General features: G+C 37.8%; 14 protein-coding genes, 1 tRNA gene and 1 pseudogene. 14 read left to right on the top strand and 2 right to left on the bottom strand.

Going from position 1 to position 17,628, the window contains the following annotated elements:
- The 5 genes from rnpM to EF384_RS00865 all read left to right on the top strand — a co-directional run bounded on the left by rnpM (position 1) and on the right by EF384_RS00865 (position 4,612).
- Positions 1–300 carry an RNase P modulator RnpM gene (rnpM, locus tag EF384_RS00885; protein ID WP_123779107.1) on the top strand — a complete coding sequence of 100 codons (300 nt, stop codon included), beginning with the start codon at positions 1–3 and terminating at the stop codon, positions 298–300.
- On the top strand, positions 290–577 hold the full coding sequence (locus EF384_RS00880; RefSeq protein ID WP_123779106.1) for a L7Ae/L30e/S12e/Gadd45 family ribosomal protein: 288 nt from the start codon (positions 290–292) through the stop codon (positions 575–577). Before rnpM ends, EF384_RS00880 begins: the two co-directional genes overlap by 11 nt.
- A 77-nt stretch (positions 578–654) precedes the next feature.
- Positions 655–2,907: a translation initiation factor IF-2 gene (gene infB, locus EF384_RS00875; protein WP_123779105.1), complete on the top strand. Its 2,253-nt coding sequence runs from the start codon at positions 655–657 to the stop codon at positions 2,905–2,907.
- A gap of 17 nt (positions 2,908–2,924) precedes the next feature.
- On the top strand, positions 2,925–3,317 hold the full coding sequence (gene rbfA / locus EF384_RS00870) for a 30S ribosome-binding factor RbfA (RefSeq protein WP_123779104.1): 393 nt from the start codon (positions 2,925–2,927) through the stop codon (positions 3,315–3,317).
- A gap of 455 nt (positions 3,318–3,772) precedes the next feature.
- A complete protein-coding gene (locus EF384_RS00865) occupies positions 3,773–4,612 on the top strand; it encodes a cell wall hydrolase (RefSeq protein WP_123779103.1) in 840 nt (279 codons plus the stop codon).
- 116 nt (positions 4,613–4,728) lie between these two features.
- Here EF384_RS00865 and EF384_RS00860 read toward each other — a convergent pair.
- Positions 4,729–4,800, bottom strand: a tRNA-Arg gene (locus tag EF384_RS00860).
- Between the two features lie 212 nt (positions 4,801–5,012).
- On the opposite strand from EF384_RS00860, the pseudogene clpP reads away from it, so the two are divergent.
- The 9 genes and pseudogenes from clpP to EF384_RS00815 form a co-directional block, all read left to right on the top strand.
- A pseudogene (gene clpP / locus EF384_RS00855) lies at positions 5,013–5,612 on the top strand (ATP-dependent Clp endopeptidase proteolytic subunit ClpP); the annotation flags it as partial.
- 280 nt (positions 5,613–5,892) lie between these two features.
- On the top strand, positions 5,893–6,930 hold the full coding sequence (locus tag EF384_RS00850) for a sugar-binding transcriptional regulator (RefSeq protein ID WP_123779101.1): 1,038 nt from the start codon (positions 5,893–5,895) through the stop codon (positions 6,928–6,930).
- Between the two features lie 37 nt (positions 6,931–6,967).
- Complete coding sequence (gene gap, locus EF384_RS00845; protein ID WP_123779100.1) at positions 6,968–7,981, top strand: type I glyceraldehyde-3-phosphate dehydrogenase; 1,014 nt, start codon at positions 6,968–6,970, stop codon at positions 7,979–7,981.
- Positions 7,982–8,086: 105 nt separating this feature from the next.
- The gene (locus EF384_RS09800; protein WP_123779099.1) at positions 8,087–9,280 is read left to right on the top strand and encodes a phosphoglycerate kinase; all 1,194 of its coding nucleotides are present in this window, start codon (positions 8,087–8,089) and stop codon (positions 9,278–9,280) included.
- Between the two features lie 48 nt (positions 9,281–9,328).
- Positions 9,329–10,081: a triose-phosphate isomerase gene (gene tpiA, locus EF384_RS09795; RefSeq protein WP_123779098.1), complete on the top strand. Its 753-nt coding sequence runs from the start codon at positions 9,329–9,331 to the stop codon at positions 10,079–10,081.
- A 3-nt stretch (positions 10,082–10,084) separates the two neighbouring features.
- Positions 10,085–11,617: a 2,3-bisphosphoglycerate-independent phosphoglycerate mutase gene (gpmI, locus tag EF384_RS00830; RefSeq protein WP_123779097.1), complete on the top strand. Its 1,533-nt coding sequence runs from the start codon at positions 10,085–10,087 to the stop codon at positions 11,615–11,617.
- A 92-nt stretch (positions 11,618–11,709) separates the two neighbouring features.
- Positions 11,710–13,011, top strand: coding sequence for a phosphopyruvate hydratase (eno, locus tag EF384_RS00825; protein WP_123779096.1), 1,302 nt, complete (start codon positions 11,710–11,712; stop codon positions 13,009–13,011).
- Between the two features lie 213 nt (positions 13,012–13,224).
- A complete protein-coding gene (locus EF384_RS00820; protein ID WP_123779095.1) occupies positions 13,225–14,868 on the top strand; it encodes a peptide ABC transporter substrate-binding protein in 1,644 nt (547 codons plus the stop codon).
- Between the two features lie 196 nt (positions 14,869–15,064).
- Positions 15,065–16,753, top strand: coding sequence for a peptide ABC transporter substrate-binding protein (locus EF384_RS00815; RefSeq protein WP_123779094.1), 1,689 nt, complete (start codon positions 15,065–15,067; stop codon positions 16,751–16,753).
- A 453-nt stretch (positions 16,754–17,206) separates the two neighbouring features.
- On the opposite strand, the gene EF384_RS00810 is transcribed toward EF384_RS00815, so the two are convergent.
- A complete protein-coding gene (locus EF384_RS00810) occupies positions 17,207–17,581 on the bottom strand; it encodes a DUF3899 domain-containing protein (RefSeq protein ID WP_123779093.1) in 375 nt (124 codons plus the stop codon).
- Positions 17,582–17,628 lie beyond the last annotated feature (47 nt).

Below are 17,628 nucleotides of genomic sequence, written 5' to 3'. Positions count from 1 at the left end.
ATGAAACAACGAAAAATTCCTATGCGAAAATGTGTTGTGACCAATGAAATGTTTCCCAAAAAAGAATTGGTAAGGATTGTTCGAAACCCAGAAGGTGAAGTTGAAATTGACCCTTCTGGTAAAAAGAACGGCCGTGGCGCATATGTGTCACTAGATCCGGATGTTGTTCAAAAAGCTTGGGATAAACACGTATTAGATCGTCATTTAGATGTTAAAATCTCTGATGAATTCTATAGCGAGTTAAAAGCTTATGTAGCACATCAAAAAGCCAGAAAAGAGCTTTTTGAAAATGAACAATAATAAAATCAATTTGTTAGGTTTAGCGCAAGCCGCTGGTAAATTAGTTTCAGGGACTGAAACAGTAGTAAAAGCCGTGAAACAAGGCACTGCTGATTTGGTCATTGTTGCTACAGATGTGAGCGATCAAACCAAACGAAACATTGAGAATAAATGTGAATTTTATGACATTCCTTGGGTTCAAGTGTTTACGACAGAGGAAATCTCGATTGCTTTAGGCAAGAAGAGATCCATTGTCGCTTTCACAGACCGAGGCTTTGTAAAAAGTTTCCAAAAATAATAATGACAGCGTATATTTTTACATCAAATAGGAGCGTAAAAAGTATGAGAGAATAGTAGATTAAGGAAGGTGATGACATGTCAAAAAAACGTGTCTATGAAGTTGCTAAGGAACTAGGCGTTTCCAGCAAAGAACTATTAAGTGAAGCAGAAAAAGTGGGATTTGAATATTCAAGTCACATGGCTTCAATGACAGATGAAGAGGTCAGCAAACTTAAGAGCAATTTTGCTAACGCTAAAAACAAAGCAAATAATACAAATAACGATGCTCAAGAAGCTAAGGCCCCAGCAGCAAAAGCTGAGCCTACGAATGATAAGAAACCTGCAGATGCACCAGCGAAGAAAGAACCTGCTAAAGCAAATGCAAATCAACAAAATCAACAAAACCAGTCGCAAAATCGCCCTAGCCCAGCAAAAGAGAATAAAAAACATATGAATAATAACAATAATAATTTTAGAAATAACAATAACGGTGGATTCAAAGGTAAAGGTAAAAAAGGCAAGAAAGGTCGTTTTAACAACGATCAAAACCGTACAAGTAATCCTGTACCAGCTCGTAAACCAAAACCACTTCCAGAAAAAGTGGAATATACTGAAGGTATGACAGTTGCAGATTTAGCGAAAAAACTTCACCGTGAACCAGCAGAAATTATTAAAAAATTATTCTTGATGGGTATTCCAGCAACTCAAAACCAAGGTTTGGATACTGATGCGCTAGAATTAATCTTAGCTGAATACGGCGTTGAAGCTGAGGAAAAAGTTGTTTTGGATCAAGCAGACTTTGAACACTACTTTGAAGATGCAGAAAATGCACCTGAAGAAGAATTAGAAAGTCGTCCAGCTGTTGTTACAATCATGGGTCACGTTGACCACGGTAAAACAACATTACTAGACTACTTACGTCATTCTCAAGTAGTTGACGGGGAAGCTGGTGGGATTACACAACATATTGGTGCCTACCAAGTTCGTACAAATAATCGTTTGATTACCTTCCTTGATACTCCAGGACATGCGGCCTTTACAACAATGCGTGCCCGTGGTGCTGATGTTACAGATATCGTTATCTTAGTAGTTGCTGCTGATGATGGTGTAATGCCACAAACAGTTGAAGCGATTAACCATGCGAAAGCTGCCGATGTGCCAATCATCGTAGCAGTGAACAAGATTGATAAACCAACAGCTAATCCTGAACGCGTAATGCAAGAATTAACTGAATATGGTTTGATTTCTGAAGAGTGGGGTGGAGATACAATCTTCGTGAACATCTCTGCGAAATTCGGTCAAAACGTTGAAGACTTATTAGAAATGATTCTATTAGTATCTGATGTTGAAGAATACAAAGCTGCACCAAACCGTTTAGCTTTAGGTTCTGTAATTGAAGCTCGATTAGACCCATCTAAAGGTGCGATCGCGACATTACTAGTTCAACAAGGTACATTACATGTTGGTGACCCAATCGTTGTTGGTAACACACATGGTCGTGTCCGTGTAATGACTAACGATGCAGGTCGTCGAATTAAATCTGCTGGCCCATCTACACCAGTTGAAATCACAGGTTTACAAGATGCACCTCAAGCTGGGGACCGTTTTGTAACATTTGATGATGAAAAAACTGCACGTGCAGTTGGTGAAGAACGTGCGAGCCGTGCTTTAGCTGCTCGTCGTAACGCTAACCATGCCGTAACTTTAGAAAATCTATTTGAAACACTTCAAGAAGGTGAATTGAAATCTGTAAATGTCATCATCAAAGGTGATGTTCAAGGTTCAGTTGAAGCCCTTGCTGGAAGCTTACAAAAGATTGAAGTTGAAGGCGTACGTGTAAACATTGTCCACCAAGCTGTTGGTGCAATCAATGAAAGTGACGTTACTTTAGGTCAAGCTTCTCAAGCATTGATCATTGGTTTCAATGTTCGTCCTACTCCGCAAGCGAAAATGCAAGCTGAACAAGACGAAGTTGAATTACGTCTATACAATGTTATCTACGATGCCATCAATGATGTTGAATCAGCGATGACAGGTATGTTAGACCCAGAATTCGTTGAAGAAGTTACTGGTACTGTTGTTGTACGTGAAACTTACAATGTATCTAAAGTAGGTACAATTGTCGGTGGTTACGTAACGGATGGTTCAATTTCACGTAACTCTCAAGTACGTATCATCCGTGATTCTATCGTTATCTTTGATGGTAAATTGGGTTCATTACGTCGCTTTAAAGACGATGTGAAAGAAGTCGGCCGTGGATTCGAGTGTGGTTTAACAATCGAAAACTACAACGATATCAAAGTTGATGACGAAATCGAAGCATACCACATGGTAGAAGTGAAAAAATAATTCAGAGGTGAATATAAATGGCAAAATTTAGAGCCGAGCGTGTAAGTCAAGAAATCCTACGTGATGTAAATGATATTTTACGCAAAAATGTAAAAGATCCTCGCGTTGAAGGTGTAACCCTTACTGATGTTGACATCACTGGTGACCTACAACAAGCAACTATTTACTATACTACTTTAAGCGAACTAGCTAGCGAACGTGAAAAAGCCCAAAAAGGCTTAACAAAAGCGAGCGGTTTAGTTCGATCTGAAATTGGTAAACGTTTAAATCTGTATAAGACACCAGAAATCACATTTGAACGTGATCGTTCAATTGAATATGGTAGCCATATCGATAAATTGCTAGCGCAATTACGTAAAAATGATGATTTTGATTCATCAATGGCTGATTCAGAAGCAGACGAAAAATAGTATTAATGAAACACCTAGGACTCGTTCCTAGGTGTTTTTTTGTGCCGTCAATAAGATTTTTGTGTTGGTGGTTTGAGATTTTGTTTGTAAAAACGAGAAGAGGCTTGATGGAAAATTGGTCGTTTTTGGCTAAGTATCACCTTTTTTCAGGTATTATTTTTTAATTGTCATAAATAATCATGTTACATACAATGTCATAATTATCACTTTTGGCGTATTGAACAATTTTTGCAAATGTGCCATAGACCCTTGTGGGCATGGTGTTTCAGGCTAGATTGTAATATTTGTCATTTAAAACTTAAGGATTACAAAAGATTTCAATAAATGACAAAGCATTTAAAGAGCCTTAACGAATGGCCTTTTGGGGTTCCTTTTTCAATTCGAGGTGTGTAGTATAGGGCAAGTAGTCGAGACAGTGACTAAATAACTTAGACAAGAATAAGGAGTAATACATTATGAAATTCAACAAAACAATTCTAGGAACTACATTTGCCCTATCGGCATTATTTGCAACAGCAGGTTTTAATACTGAAGAAGCAAAAGCAGCAGAGTGGACAGCTCGTACAGTAGAAGAAGTTTCAGCTGATATCGAATCAGTGGACGAATCCACATCTTCTTATACAATTGTTTACGGTGACACATTATCTACTATTGCAACAGCAGCGGGTGTTAATTTAGATACATTAGTACAAATTAACGAGATCGAAAATGCTGATCTTATTTTCCCAGCTAACAAAATCTCATTCACAAAAGATGAATCTGGCGAAGTAGATGAAATCGTTGTGGAAGATACAACACATACAAAAGATACTTATAAAGTAGAAGAAGAATCAGTTTCTAAAACTGAAACGACACCAACTGTAGAAGCTGTTTCTTATGAAGCAGAAACAACTCCAGAAGTAGAAGCAACAGCTGTTGAAACAACTACTGAAACAGAAGCGACAACTGAAACTACTACTGCTACCGCATCAACTGACTATTCTGCAGCATCAGAAGTACCATACTTCGTATTGCAAGTTGTAGAAGCAGAAGCTGGTCCTGGTTATGCTGATACAGCAGCTGTATTCTCAGTAATCGTGAACCGTGCGAACTCAGGTAACTGGGGTGGTACAACATTATTAGACGTAGTAAATGCATCTGGCCAATTTGAAGTTGTTTCAAATGGTATGGCAGCAAGTACTTCAGTTTCAGATACAACTTATCAAGCAGTAAATGACGTGTTAACAAATGGTGTAACAACATCTGCACAATCATTCTACGCTTCAGGTGATGGCGTAACAAACGTATTCTATTAATCAGTAGATTAAATGAATTGAGAAACCACTTCGAAAGAGGTGGTTTTTTGTTTGGCAAAAATGACAGTAAAAAAGGCCGAAACATATACAGTTTCGACCTTAAAATTTGTGATTGATGCGTCCGGAGGGAATCGAACCCCCATCATAAGAACCGGAATCTTATGTGATATCCATTACACTACGGACGCTAAATTTGAAATATGTATTCAATAGATAAAATACAATAACAGAATAAGTATACCGTATTTTAGACGCTTATTCAAGGCGACAATAGGCGCAATACTAGGACAATCAGCCTGTGTCATGATAGAATACTAAAGGTAAGAAGAATCAGTCAATTTTGTTGACCAATTTTGACCATTAAGGTATAATAATCTTGTAATCATCAAAGGAGGACAAATATATGAATTTAGTGCCAACAGTAATTGAACAATCTTCTCGTGGCGAACGCGCATACGATATTTATTCACGTTTATTAAAAGACCGTATTATTATGTTGAGTGGGGAAGTAAATGACGACCTAGCAAACTCAATCATTGCCCAATTATTATTCTTAGATGCTCAAGATCCAGAAAAAGACATCTACTTATACATTAACTCTCCAGGTGGATCTATCACTTCAGGTATGGCTATCTACGATACAATGAACTTTGTACATGCAGATGTACAAACAATTATCATGGGTATGGCTGCATCTATGGGTTCATTCTTAGCAGCAGCTGGTACAAAAGGTAAACGTTATGCATTACCTAACGCTGAAATCTTAATTCACCAACCATTAGGTGGCGCACAAGGTCAAGCAACTGAAATCGAAATTGCTGCCCGTCACATCTTAAAAACAAAAGAAAAAATGAACCGTCTATATTCAGAAATGACTGGTCAACCTGTAGAAGTTATCGAACGTGATACTGATCGTGATAACTGGTTAACAGCTGATGAAGCAAAAGAATATGGTTTATTAGATCACATTATGGCAAATAATGCTGAACTTAAAAAATAGTAATACAATTTGACTAATCAAGGAGAAGCTGGCAGTTATGCTAGCTTCTTTCTTTTATTATTTAAAAATGAAGGCGCTTTGTAAAATTTGTGCAAATTCCAAAACTATTTATCAAATCGCTTGCATGGAGTACAAATTATTGGTAAGATACTTGTGTAAGAGGTTGAGGAACGTAGGTTTCAAAATTTTTTACCGGAAGGTGGTCAAAAAAAGACATCCTGGACATTAAAAGTCCAACGTCTTTTTCCATTGAAATTTATGTACCAGGAAAGTGGAGACTATGGATAATCTATTTGATGATATTTTAAAAGTAGTTCCGGAACTAAAAGAAGATTATTTTGAAAGAATTCGTGTTTTACAGCGAATCTTAAAAGATGGTCCAATTGGTCGAAAGGGCTTAGCTGAAAATTTAGCTATGACTGAAAGACCCTTGCGTACAATCACTGATATTTTGAAACGACAAGGTCTAATTGATTCTTCACCAGCTGGTATGACTATTACTAGTCAAGGTGAAAGGGCAATTGCTACGGGTCAAGACTTGTGGCGTGATATTTCAAAAATTCATCTACATGAAAAAGCTTTGGCTGATGTGCTCAACATAGCAGATGCTCGGATTGTATCAGGTGACATTGATTTAGATAAAAACATTTTATTCGAAATGGGTTTACAGGTTTCAAAATATCTCGATAATAAATTATCGGATGGTAATCATACGATTGCTATTACGGGTGGGTCCACCATGCTAGCGGTCAGCGAGCATATCCAATTAAATCACTCAGCCAATCGACACTTTACAGTGGTAGCGGCTCGAGGTGGTATTGGCGATGCGTCAGCGACTCAAGCCAACACAATTAGCGACATTTTAGCACAGCGGTTACATGGCCATAACATTTCATTGTATGCGCCAGAAAATCTTTCTGAAGTTGCCAACAAGGCATTGATGAATGATCCTGTAATTCAATCTACTTTAAGTAGATTAAAAGAGGCTAACGTTTTACTTTTTAGTGTTGGTAGTGCTAAAATTATGGCAAGGCGACGAGGACTTGATTCTAAGAGTAATTCTAAAATCAAAACGGACCACGCTGTCGGCGAAGCGTTCGGATGTTTCTTCGATAAAGATGGAAATATCGTTCACCGCGTGCCAAGAATAGGCCTTCAATTAGAAGATTTAGCAGATGTAGATTTGCCAATTCTAATTGCTGGTGGCAATATGAAAGCAGAAGCGATTCAAGCTTTTGCAAAACTCGCACCAAAACAATTAGTGATTATCACTGATCAAGGTGCCTCAAACACGGTTTTAAATGGGGAATCCCATTAAAATAATTATGTATTTCTTTAAGGAGGAATTTTGTAGTATGGCAATTAAATTAGCAATTAACGGTTTTGGTCGTATCGGTCGTTTAACTTTACGTCGTATTTGGGAAGAATCAAATTCAAATGTAGAGATCGTGGCAATCAACGATTTAACAGAAAATGAATTTTTAGCTTACCTATTAAAATATGATACTGCTCATGGTACTTTCAACCATGATATTCAAACAACTGATAAAGGTATTTCTATTGACGGTAAAGAAATCGCTGTATACTCTGAACGTGACGCTAACGACTTACCTTGGGGTGATTTAGGTGTTGACATCGTTCTAGAATGTACTGGTTTCTACGCAACTAAAGAAAAATCTCAAGCGCACATCAATGCTGGTGCTAAAAAAGTTATCATCTCAGCTCCTGCTGATGCTGAAACTAAAACAATTGTATTCGGTGTAAACGAAGACATCATCGAAGCTGAAGATACTATTATCTCAGGTGCTTCTTGTACTACTAACTGTTTAGCTCCAGTTGTAAACGTATTGGAAAAAGAATTTGGTGTTAAACACGGTTTAATGTCAACAATCCATGCATACACTGCAACTCAATCTTTACAAGATGGTCCTAACGGTAAAAAAGGTAACTACCGTAACGGTCGTGCAGCTGCTGAAAACGCAATTCCTGCTTCAACAGGTGCTGCTAAAGCTGTAGGTCGCGTTATCCCTTCAGTTAACGGTAAAGTTGACGGTACTGCTATCCGTATTCCTATCGTTACTGGTTCAATGACTGAATTCTACGCAGTATTAGACAAAAAAGTTACTGTAGAAGAAGTTAACGAAGCTATGAAGAAATACGCTAACCCTTCATTCCTATACAATACAGATGAAATCGTTTCTTCTGATATCGTAGGTGTTCCAGCTGGTTCAATCTTCGACGCAACTCAAACTCGCGTTCAAGAATCTGAAGAAGGTCAATTAGTGAAAACTGTTGCTTGGTATGACAACGAAGCTGGTTTCGTTTCTCAATTTGTTCGTTTAATCGAATACTTTGCTGCTAAACAATAATTCACTTTATTGCATACAGTATTAATCAGTTGAATTTGGGCGGGAAGCTTCGCGCTTCCCGTCTTTTTTATTAAGTAACTACTTTAGATAAGGAGTGCTATATACATGGCTAAGAAAACTGTCAAAGATGTAGATTTAAAAGGTAAAGTTGTTCTAGAACGTGCAGACTTTAACGTACCAATGGACAAAGAAGGCAATATTACTGACGATAACCGTATCGTTCAAGCATTACCAACTATTGAATATATTCTTGAACAAGGTGGACGTTTAGTATTATTCTCACATTTAGGTAAAGTTAAAACTGAAGAGGACAAAGCTTCTAAATCACTTCGTCCAGTTGCAGTTCGTTTATCTGAAAAATTAGGTAAAGAAGTAACATTCGTACCTGAAACTCGTGGTAAAGAATTAGAAGATGCTATCGCTAACTTAAAAGACGGCGAAGTATTAATGTTTGAAAACACTCGTTTTGAAGATGTTGATGGCAAGAAAGAAAGCAAAAATGATCCAGAATTAGGTAAATACTGGGCTTCATTAGGTGACGTTTTCGTTAACGACGCTTTCGGTACTGCTCACCGTGAACATGCATCAAACGTTGGTATTTCTAACAATCTAGAAGCTGTTGCTGGTTTCTTAATGGAAAAAGAAATCAAATTCTTAGGTGACGCTGTAAACGAACCAAAACGTCCGTTTGTTGCTATCTTAGGTGGTGCAAAAGTTTCTGATAAAATCAGCGTAATCGAATCATTATTGAACAAGGCTGACAAAGTCTTAATCGGTGGTGGTATGGCTTATACTTTCATGAAAGCTAAAGGTTACGAAGTTGGTGGGTCTCTTCTTGAAGAAGACAAGATTCCATTGGCTAAAGACTTAATGGAACGCGCTGGCGACCGTTTAGTATTACCAGTTGACTTTGTAGTAGCTGATGCTTTTGACAACGATGCAAACACTGATGTTGTTGAAGTTGACGGTATCCCTGCAGACTGGCAATCACTTGATGTTGGTCCTAAAACAGTTGAATACTACGCTGAACAATTATCTGATGCTAAAACTGTTGTTTGGAATGGCCCAATGGGTGTATTCGAAATGCCAAGTTTCGCTAAAGGTACTAACGGTGTAGGTGAAGCAATTGCTAACTTAACTGATGCTACAACTATCATCGGTGGTGGTGACTCTGCTGCAGCTGCTTACCAATTAGGTTTAGCTGACAAATTCACACATATTTCAACTGGTGGTGGGGCTTCATTAGAATTCCTAGAAGGTAAAGAATTACCTGGTATTGCTGCCATCGCAAACAAATAATTATTTTTAACACTTGAACAAAACTTGTCGAAAAGGAGTTTTTCAAACATGCGTAAGACATTAATCGCTGGTAACTGGAAAATGAACAAATCTGCAGCTGAAGCACATGAATTCGTTGCAGCTTTGAAAGAAGGCTTCCCTCAAACAGAAGCTGAATCATTAATCGCACCACCAGCAATCTACATTGAATCATTAATCAAAGAAACTGAAGGTACTGACATTCAAATCGGTGCTCAAAACGTTCACTTCGAAGATGAAGGTGCATTTACAGGTGAAATCTCACCAGCTGCATTAGAATCTTTAAACGTACCGTACGTGATTATTGGTCACTCTGAACGTAGAGAACTTTTCGGCGAAACTGATGAAGACGTTCGCAAAAAAGCAGCTAGCATTTTCAGCCACAACATGACACCAATCATTTGCTGTGGTGAAACACTTGAAACTCGCGAAGCTGGCCAAGAAAAAGAATGGGTTAGCGGTCAAATTCGTGCAGCTTTAGAAGGCTTAACTGCTGATCAAGTAGCTCAAGCTGTTATTGCTTACGAACCTATCTGGGCAATTGGTACTGGTAAAACTGCTTCTGCAGATGATGCACAAGAAATGTCAGCTCACATCCGTGATTTAGTATTTGAAATCGCTGGTAAAGATGCTGCAGACCAAACTCGTATCTTATACGGTGGTTCAGTTAAACCTGCTAATATTGCTGAATTATTAGAAAAAGAAGACGTTGATGGTGCGCTCGTAGGAGGAGCAAGTCTTGATGTTACTTCTTACATCGCATTATTAAATGGAGGTAAATAACTTATGTCTAAATCACCCGTAGCGATTATTATCTTAGATGGATTCGGTTGGAGAGAGGAATCTTACGGTAACGCTGTTGCCCAAGCTAACAAACCAAACTTCGATCGTTACTGGAATGAATTTCCACATGCTACAATGAAAGCTTCTGGGTTAGACGTTGGGTTACCTGATGGTCAAATGGGTAACTCTGAAGTTGGCCATACAAATATTGGTGCTGGCCGTATTGTATACCAAAGCCTAACTCGTATTGATAAAGCTATTTCTGATGGCGAATTTGCTGAGAACGAAGCATTAAATGGTGCTTACACTCATGTAAAAGAAAACCATTCAGCTTTACACATCTTCGGCTTATTGTCTGATGGTGGGGTTCATAGCCATATCCGTCATATTGAAGCATTGATCAAAGATGCCAAAGCTAAAGGCGTTGAAAAAGTTTATATTCATGCCTTCCTTGATGGTCGTGACGTAGATCCACATGCTGCGCCAGGTTACATCGAAGAACTTGAAAAAGTAATGGCTGAAGAAAACATTGGTCAAATCGCAACAGTTTCTGGACGTTACTATGCAATGGACCGCGATAATCGTTGGGAACGTGTACAAAAAGCCTATGATGTTATCTTTAACGGCAAAGGTGAAAAAGGTACTGACGCAACTGAAATCGTTAAAGCAAACTATGCAAATGGCGTGACAGATGAATTCGTTGAACCAACTAACGTTGTGGATGGCGAAGGTAACCCTGTTGCTTTAGTACAAGATAATGATGCCATTATCTTTGCTAACTTCCGTCCTGACCGTGCTAGTCAATTATCTGATGCAGTTACTGCAAAAGAATGGGATCATTTTGAACGTGGAAATGAACCAACAAACATTAAGTTTGTAACAATGACTAAATACCGTGATGATATTCAAGCTGATATCGCATTTAAACCAATTCCATTAACAAATGTATTGGGTGAAGTTTTAGCTAAAAATGGCTTAAACCAATTGCGTATCGCAGAAACAGAAAAATATCCACACGTTACATTCTTTATGAATGGTGGATCTAACGATGAATTTGAAGGAGAAAAACGTATTCTTATTAATTCTCCTAAAGTTGCAACTTACGACTTGAAACCAGAAATGTCTGCTTACGAAGTAACAGATGCATTAGTTGACGAGATTGAAAATGACCGTCAAGACGCTATTATCTTGAACTTTGCAAACCCAGATATGGTTGGTCACTCAGGTATGTTAGAACCAACAATCAAAGCTATCGAAGCTGTTGATGAAAACCTTGGTCGTGTAGTAGATGCTATCTTAGCTAAAGGTGGTCAAGCAATTATTTTTGCAGACCACGGTAACGCGGATACTGAACTGAACGAAGATGGATCACCAAACACAGCACATACAACTGTGCCAGTTCCTGTTATTGTAACGAAAAAAGGTGTTGAATTACGCACTGACGGTCGTTTAGCAGATGTTGCGCCAACGATGTTAGATTTACTAAATCTTGACCAACCTGAGGAAATGACAGGAGAAAGCTTAATTAAACACTAAGCAACCTGATAAACATACCCACAAAAAAGTGGGTATGGTATACTATTTATGTAACAAATTTGAAATCACTTTAAATTTAAAGGAGAGAAATTATGTCTGCAATTACTGATATTTATGCTCGCGAAGTCTTGGATTCTCGTGGTAACCCAACTGTTGAGGCTGAAGTATACACTGAAGCTGGTGGTTTTGGTCGTGGAATCGTTCCATCTGGTGCTTCTACTGGTGAACACGAAGCTGTAGAATTACGTGACGGTGACAAAGGCCGTTACTTAGGTAAAGGTGTTGAAAACGCAGTTAACAACGTGAATACTGTTATCGCTGATGCAATTATCGGACTTGACGTAACTGATCAAATTGGTATTGACCAAGCTATGATCGATTTAGACGGTACTGCTAACAAAGGTAACTTAGGTGCTAACGCTATTTTAGCTGTATCTATCGCTACTGCTCGCGCTGCTGCCGATGAATTAAACATTCCATTATACAACTACTTAGGTGGTTTTAACGCTAAAGTGTTACCAACTCCAATGATGAACATCGTTAATGGTGGTTCTCACTCTGACGCGCCAATCGCTTTCCAAGAGTTCATGATTATCCCTGCTGGTGCATCTTCATTCAAAGAAGCATTACGTTGGGGTGCTGAAACTTTCCACGCATTGAAATCAATCTTATCTAAACGTGGTTTAGAAACTGCTGTTGGTGATGAAGGTGGATTTGCGCCACGTTTTGACGGTACTGAAGATGCTGTAGAAACTATCATCGAAGCAATCGAAGCTGCTGGTTACAAACCAGGTGAAGACATTTACTTAGGTTTTGACGTTGCTTCTTCTGAATTCTACGAAGATGGTATCTACGACTACTCTAAATTCGAAGGTGAAGGCGGAGCTAAACGTACTGCTGAAGAACAAGCTGCTTTCTTAGCTGAATTAGTAGAAAAATACCCAATCATCACTATCGAAGACGGTATGGATGAAAATGACTGGGATGGATGGAAATTATTAACTGAAAAATTAGGTGAAAAAGTTCAATTAGTTGGTGACGACTTATTCGTAACAAACACTGAAATTTTAGAACGTGGTATTACTGAACACGTTGGTAACTCTATCTTAATCAAAGTTAACCAAATCGGTACTTTAACAGAAACATTCAACGCTATCGAAATGGCGAAACGTGCTTCTTACACTGCTGTTGTATCTCACCGTTCTGGTGAAACAGAAGATGCTACAATTGCTGACATCGCTGTTGCAACTAACGCAGGTCAAATCAAAACTGGTTCATTATCTCGTACAGACCGTATGGCTAAATACAACCAATTATTACGTATCGAAGATGAATTAGGCGAATTAGCTGAATACCAAGGGCTAAAAGCTTTCTACAACTTAGAAAACAAATAATTAAGTACTAGATAACCCGTCACTTACGAATATTCAGACAGTTAACAACTAAGCATAGGTAGCTCGCTACCTATGCTTTTTTTGTATATTTGATTTTTGTGATAGGTAAATACGAATTTTTTGTGAAAATAATTCAACTTTTTTATTGACATAAATTTTTAATGAGATAAAATGAGAACAGTATTAATATTTCATTAGGGATGAGGAAACATTATGGGATTAAAAAGAAGTTTAATCGTAACATTAGCAACAGCTGCATTATTAGCAGCATGTGGAACAGGTAGCGAAACAGCTAGTTCAGGTACAGATGGAGAAGCGGCAGCAGTCGTAAACTATGTTGCACCTACAGAAATCGCTACAATGGACTCTGTATTGGTTACAGATATGAATAGTGCCAATTATATTGGACAAGTTCAAGATGGTTTATATTGGGAAAATGATAAGAATGAAATCCAACCTGCTTTAGCTGAAGCATTACCTGAAGTATCAGAGGATGGCTTAACTTACACAATCAAAATGCGTGAAGATGCTAAATGGTCAAATGGTGATCCAATCACTGCCAACGATTTTGTTTATGCACTTCAACGCTTAGCAAATCCTGATACTGCAGCACCATATTCATACTTACTAGCAGGCTTTAAGAATTCAGAGGCTGTATTAAGTGGTGAAGCACCAGTTGAAGATCTAGGTGTAAAAGCATTGGATGATTACACAATTGAAATTCAATTGGATACACCAATTCCATACATTGAAAACTTATTAGCCTTCACACCATTGTACCCACAAAACCAAGCTTTTGTTGAAGAAGCGGGCGATGCTTACGGTACAAGTTCTGAGAATATCGTTTTCTCAGGTCCATTTACAATGTCTAATTGGGATGGTACAGGTTTAACATGGACTTTGGAAAAAAATGCTGACTACTACAATGCTGATAGTGTAGCTATTGATGAAGTGAATGTTCAAGTTATTAAAGAAGGTTCAACAGCAGTTAACTTGTTTGAAGCAGGGGACATTGATAATGCACCGTTAACTGGTGAACTTGCAAAACAATACCAAGGTAATGAAAATGCAGTGCAACAAGCAAAAGCACGTAACTACTGGATGGCATTTAACTACAATAACGAAGTTTTCCAAAATAAAAACTTACGTGAAGCAATTGATTATGCAATCAACAATGAAGAGCTAGCAACAAATGTAATCGGTGATGGTTCTAACGCTGTTGCAACTTTTGTACCTGAAAACTTTATCTTTAATCCTGATACTCAAGAAGATTTTGTAACTGAAGTAGGCATTACTGATAAATATGATCCAGAAGAAGCAGCACGTTTATGGGACTTAGCTAAAGAAGAATTAGGTGTTGAAACTTTAGATCTAAACCTATTAGGTGATGATGATGAAAAAGGTAAAACAACGACTCAATATATCCAAGGACAAGTTCAAAACAACTTAGAGGGTGTTACAGTTAACCTACAAAATGTACCGAAGAAAAACCGTTTAGCTCAAGAAGATGCTCGTGATTACGATATGGTAATTACAGGATGGGCGGCTGACTTTGCTGATGGTATCAACTTCTTCGAATTACTTGAAACTGGTGGATCATACAACCGTGGTGACTACACAAATACTGCTTATGATGCAGAAATTGAAGCAGCGCGTGGTGAAAATGCAAATGATCCTGTAGCTCGTTGGGCAAACTTTGTTGAAGCACAAAATATCTTAGTGGAAGATGCTGCTTGGGTACCTTTATACCAAGAAGTTGAAACACAATTAAGAAATCCTAACTTAACAGGTATTACATTTAGATCAGTAGGTAATGAATTTGACTTAAGAACTGCTACTTTAGAAGCTGCAGAATAAGTACAATATTTGAACAAGTTGATTTTAGACCGCAAGTAAAAATACTTGCGGTTTTCTTGTTTATTAGGGTTTTATGAATATTCTATGAAAAATATGAGAAGAATTGATTGACAACGGATTCATTATCTAGTAAATTATTGCCATATTGTAATAAATATCTTATTGGGTCAAAAGACTCGAAGATGGAGGAAGTATTATGGAAAGAAAAAATCTTTTAAAATCACTAGCAGTGATTGGTTTATCTGGTTTAGTTTTAGCAGCATGTGGTAACAGTGGAGACGACGCAGCTACATCTGATAGCAGCGCAGCGTCAAGTACTGCAACTTCTGGGGAAAATGTATTAAACTGGACAACAACAAGTGAATTACCAACTATGGATACAACTATGGTAACTGATACAGTTTCATTCGACATGATGAATAATGTAAACGAAGGTTTATATCGTCAAAATGCTGATAATGAATACGAACCAGCAATGTTAGATGGTGAACCAACTATCTCTGAAGATGGAACAGTTTACACTTATAAAATTAAAGAAAATGCTAACTGGTCAAATGGTGACCCTGTAACAGCAGGTGACTTCGTGTTTGCATGGCAACGTTTAGTTAACCCTGATCAAGCAGCACCATATTCATACTTAGCTGATGGTATCATTCAAAATGCTACTGAAATCATCAACGGAGAAATGGAACCTAGCGAATTAGGTGTTAAAGCTGTCGATGACAAGACTTTAGAAGTTACTTACGCTAAACCAGTTCCTTACTTAGAAGGTTTGCTATCTATGGCGCCATTCTACCCATTAAACCAAGCATTCGTTGAAGAGCAAGGCGAAAACTACGCTACTAACTCAGATACTGTATTATCTAATGGTCCATTCACATTAGCTGGTTGGGACGGTACTAACTTAAACTGGCAATTAGTGAAAAACGATACTTATTGGGATGCTGAAAACGTTCAATTGGACGCTGTAAACTACCAAGTATTGAAAGAAACTTCAACTGCAATCAACTTGTTTGATAGTGGTGAAATTGACTACACAACTGTTTCTGGTGAATACGTTGCTGCTCGTGAAGGTGACCCTAACATGGCTAACGCACCTGAATCAACAGTATTCTACTTGAAGATGAACCAAGAACGTAACGGAGAAGCTACACCATTAGCTAACAAAAACATCCGTACTGCAATCGCTAAAGCAATTGATAAACAATCATTTGCTGATCAAGTATTACAAAATGGTTCTAACCCTGCAGACTACTTCGTTCCAGAAGGATTGGCATTTAACCCATCAACAGGTGCTGACTTCCGTGAAGACTCTGCTGCTGCAGCTGAATTCTTAACTTATGACGTAGCTGCTGCTCAAGAAGCATTCACAGCTGGTTTAGAAGAATTAGGTACAGATTCAATTAGCATCGAATTATTAGTAGATGATACTGAAAATGCACAACGTTCTGCTGAATACATCCAAGGTCAATTACAAGAAAACTTACCTGGATTGGAAGTATCAATCGTTGCACAACCATTCAAAAACCGTATTGCTGCTGATAACTCTCAAGACTACGACTTACAAGTTGCTGGTTGGGGTGCTGACTACGCTGACCCAATTAACTACTTAGAATTGTTCATCACTGATGGTGGTAACAACAACTCTGGTTACTCTAATGAAGAATACGATGCATTAATCGCTAGTGCAGCTGCTGAAACAGAAGACTTAGATGCTCGTTGGGCTGACTTAGTTTCTGCAGAATCTATCATTATGGAAGATGCTGGTATTGCACCACTTTACCAACGTTTTGGTGCTTACTTACAACAATCTACAGTTGAAGGTGTAGTTCACCACCAAGTTGGTGCTTCTACTTCATTCAAATGGGCTTCAAAAGCTGAATAATTTCTCAAAAAATTAGCACAGTAAGAAGTGAAAACAACCTACCTTTAAAGGTAGGTTGTTTTTTTTATGTCTTCAGTCAATGTCACATATATTGACGTAAAAAGATTGCTGTGTTAGAATTTGTAATGCTTTTGATGAAAATATGAAAATGTTATCATCAATTTTTTAAATAATTAATCTTTTATGACTCATATGCGAAATTAGCGAATAATTGCGATGTGAGTCGTTTTCCATCAAATGGCGGTAATTACCTTATGTTTGGTAAATGAAGCTAGTGAAGGGGAGAGAAATGAAAAATGGAGGGTGATTTAACTTTAGTCTAACTTACTTGAAGTTAGGTAGATAAAGTAACATGGTTACTAAAAAGCGTTCCACCGGTTAGCGTATGCGTGATTGCTAGCTATAGTAATTCGAGGATAAAAAAAGGATGGAAATTTTCCACCCCTTATGGTCTTATATGTAATAGTAAGCAATGAGACAAGCTAAGCTAATTGCCAAGAAGATACCACCGATTTTTAAGAAACCAATGTACCAAGTACCAATAGATTGGGACAATGTTTGTACATTTTTCTTAGAATCATCATTTTTTTTTGAATTTTTTTGTTCAATAACACCAGGTCTCCATCTGCGTAGGCTATATTGAAATAGGTCAAAAGTCCCGTCTTTTAAGATTAAACCGAACATTCCGGCGATTAGAAAAGGGGCGCTGATGTAGAAATAACTATTGCTTAAGTAAAATAAAGTGATACCCTCGTGTAAAAAAATTGATATAATGAACGGTATCGTGGCAAAAAGCAAAAGGATGCTTTTCCAGCGTTTATAAATCATTGTGAGATCAAATCCTTTCAATATGTCCATAATTTAACACAATATAG

The sequence above is a fragment of the Aerococcus agrisoli genome, from assembly GCF_003797145.1.
GTDB lineage: Bacteria > Bacillota > Bacilli > Lactobacillales > Aerococcaceae > Aerococcus > Aerococcus agrisoli.
This window is presented reverse-complemented; position numbering and strand designations above follow the sequence as displayed.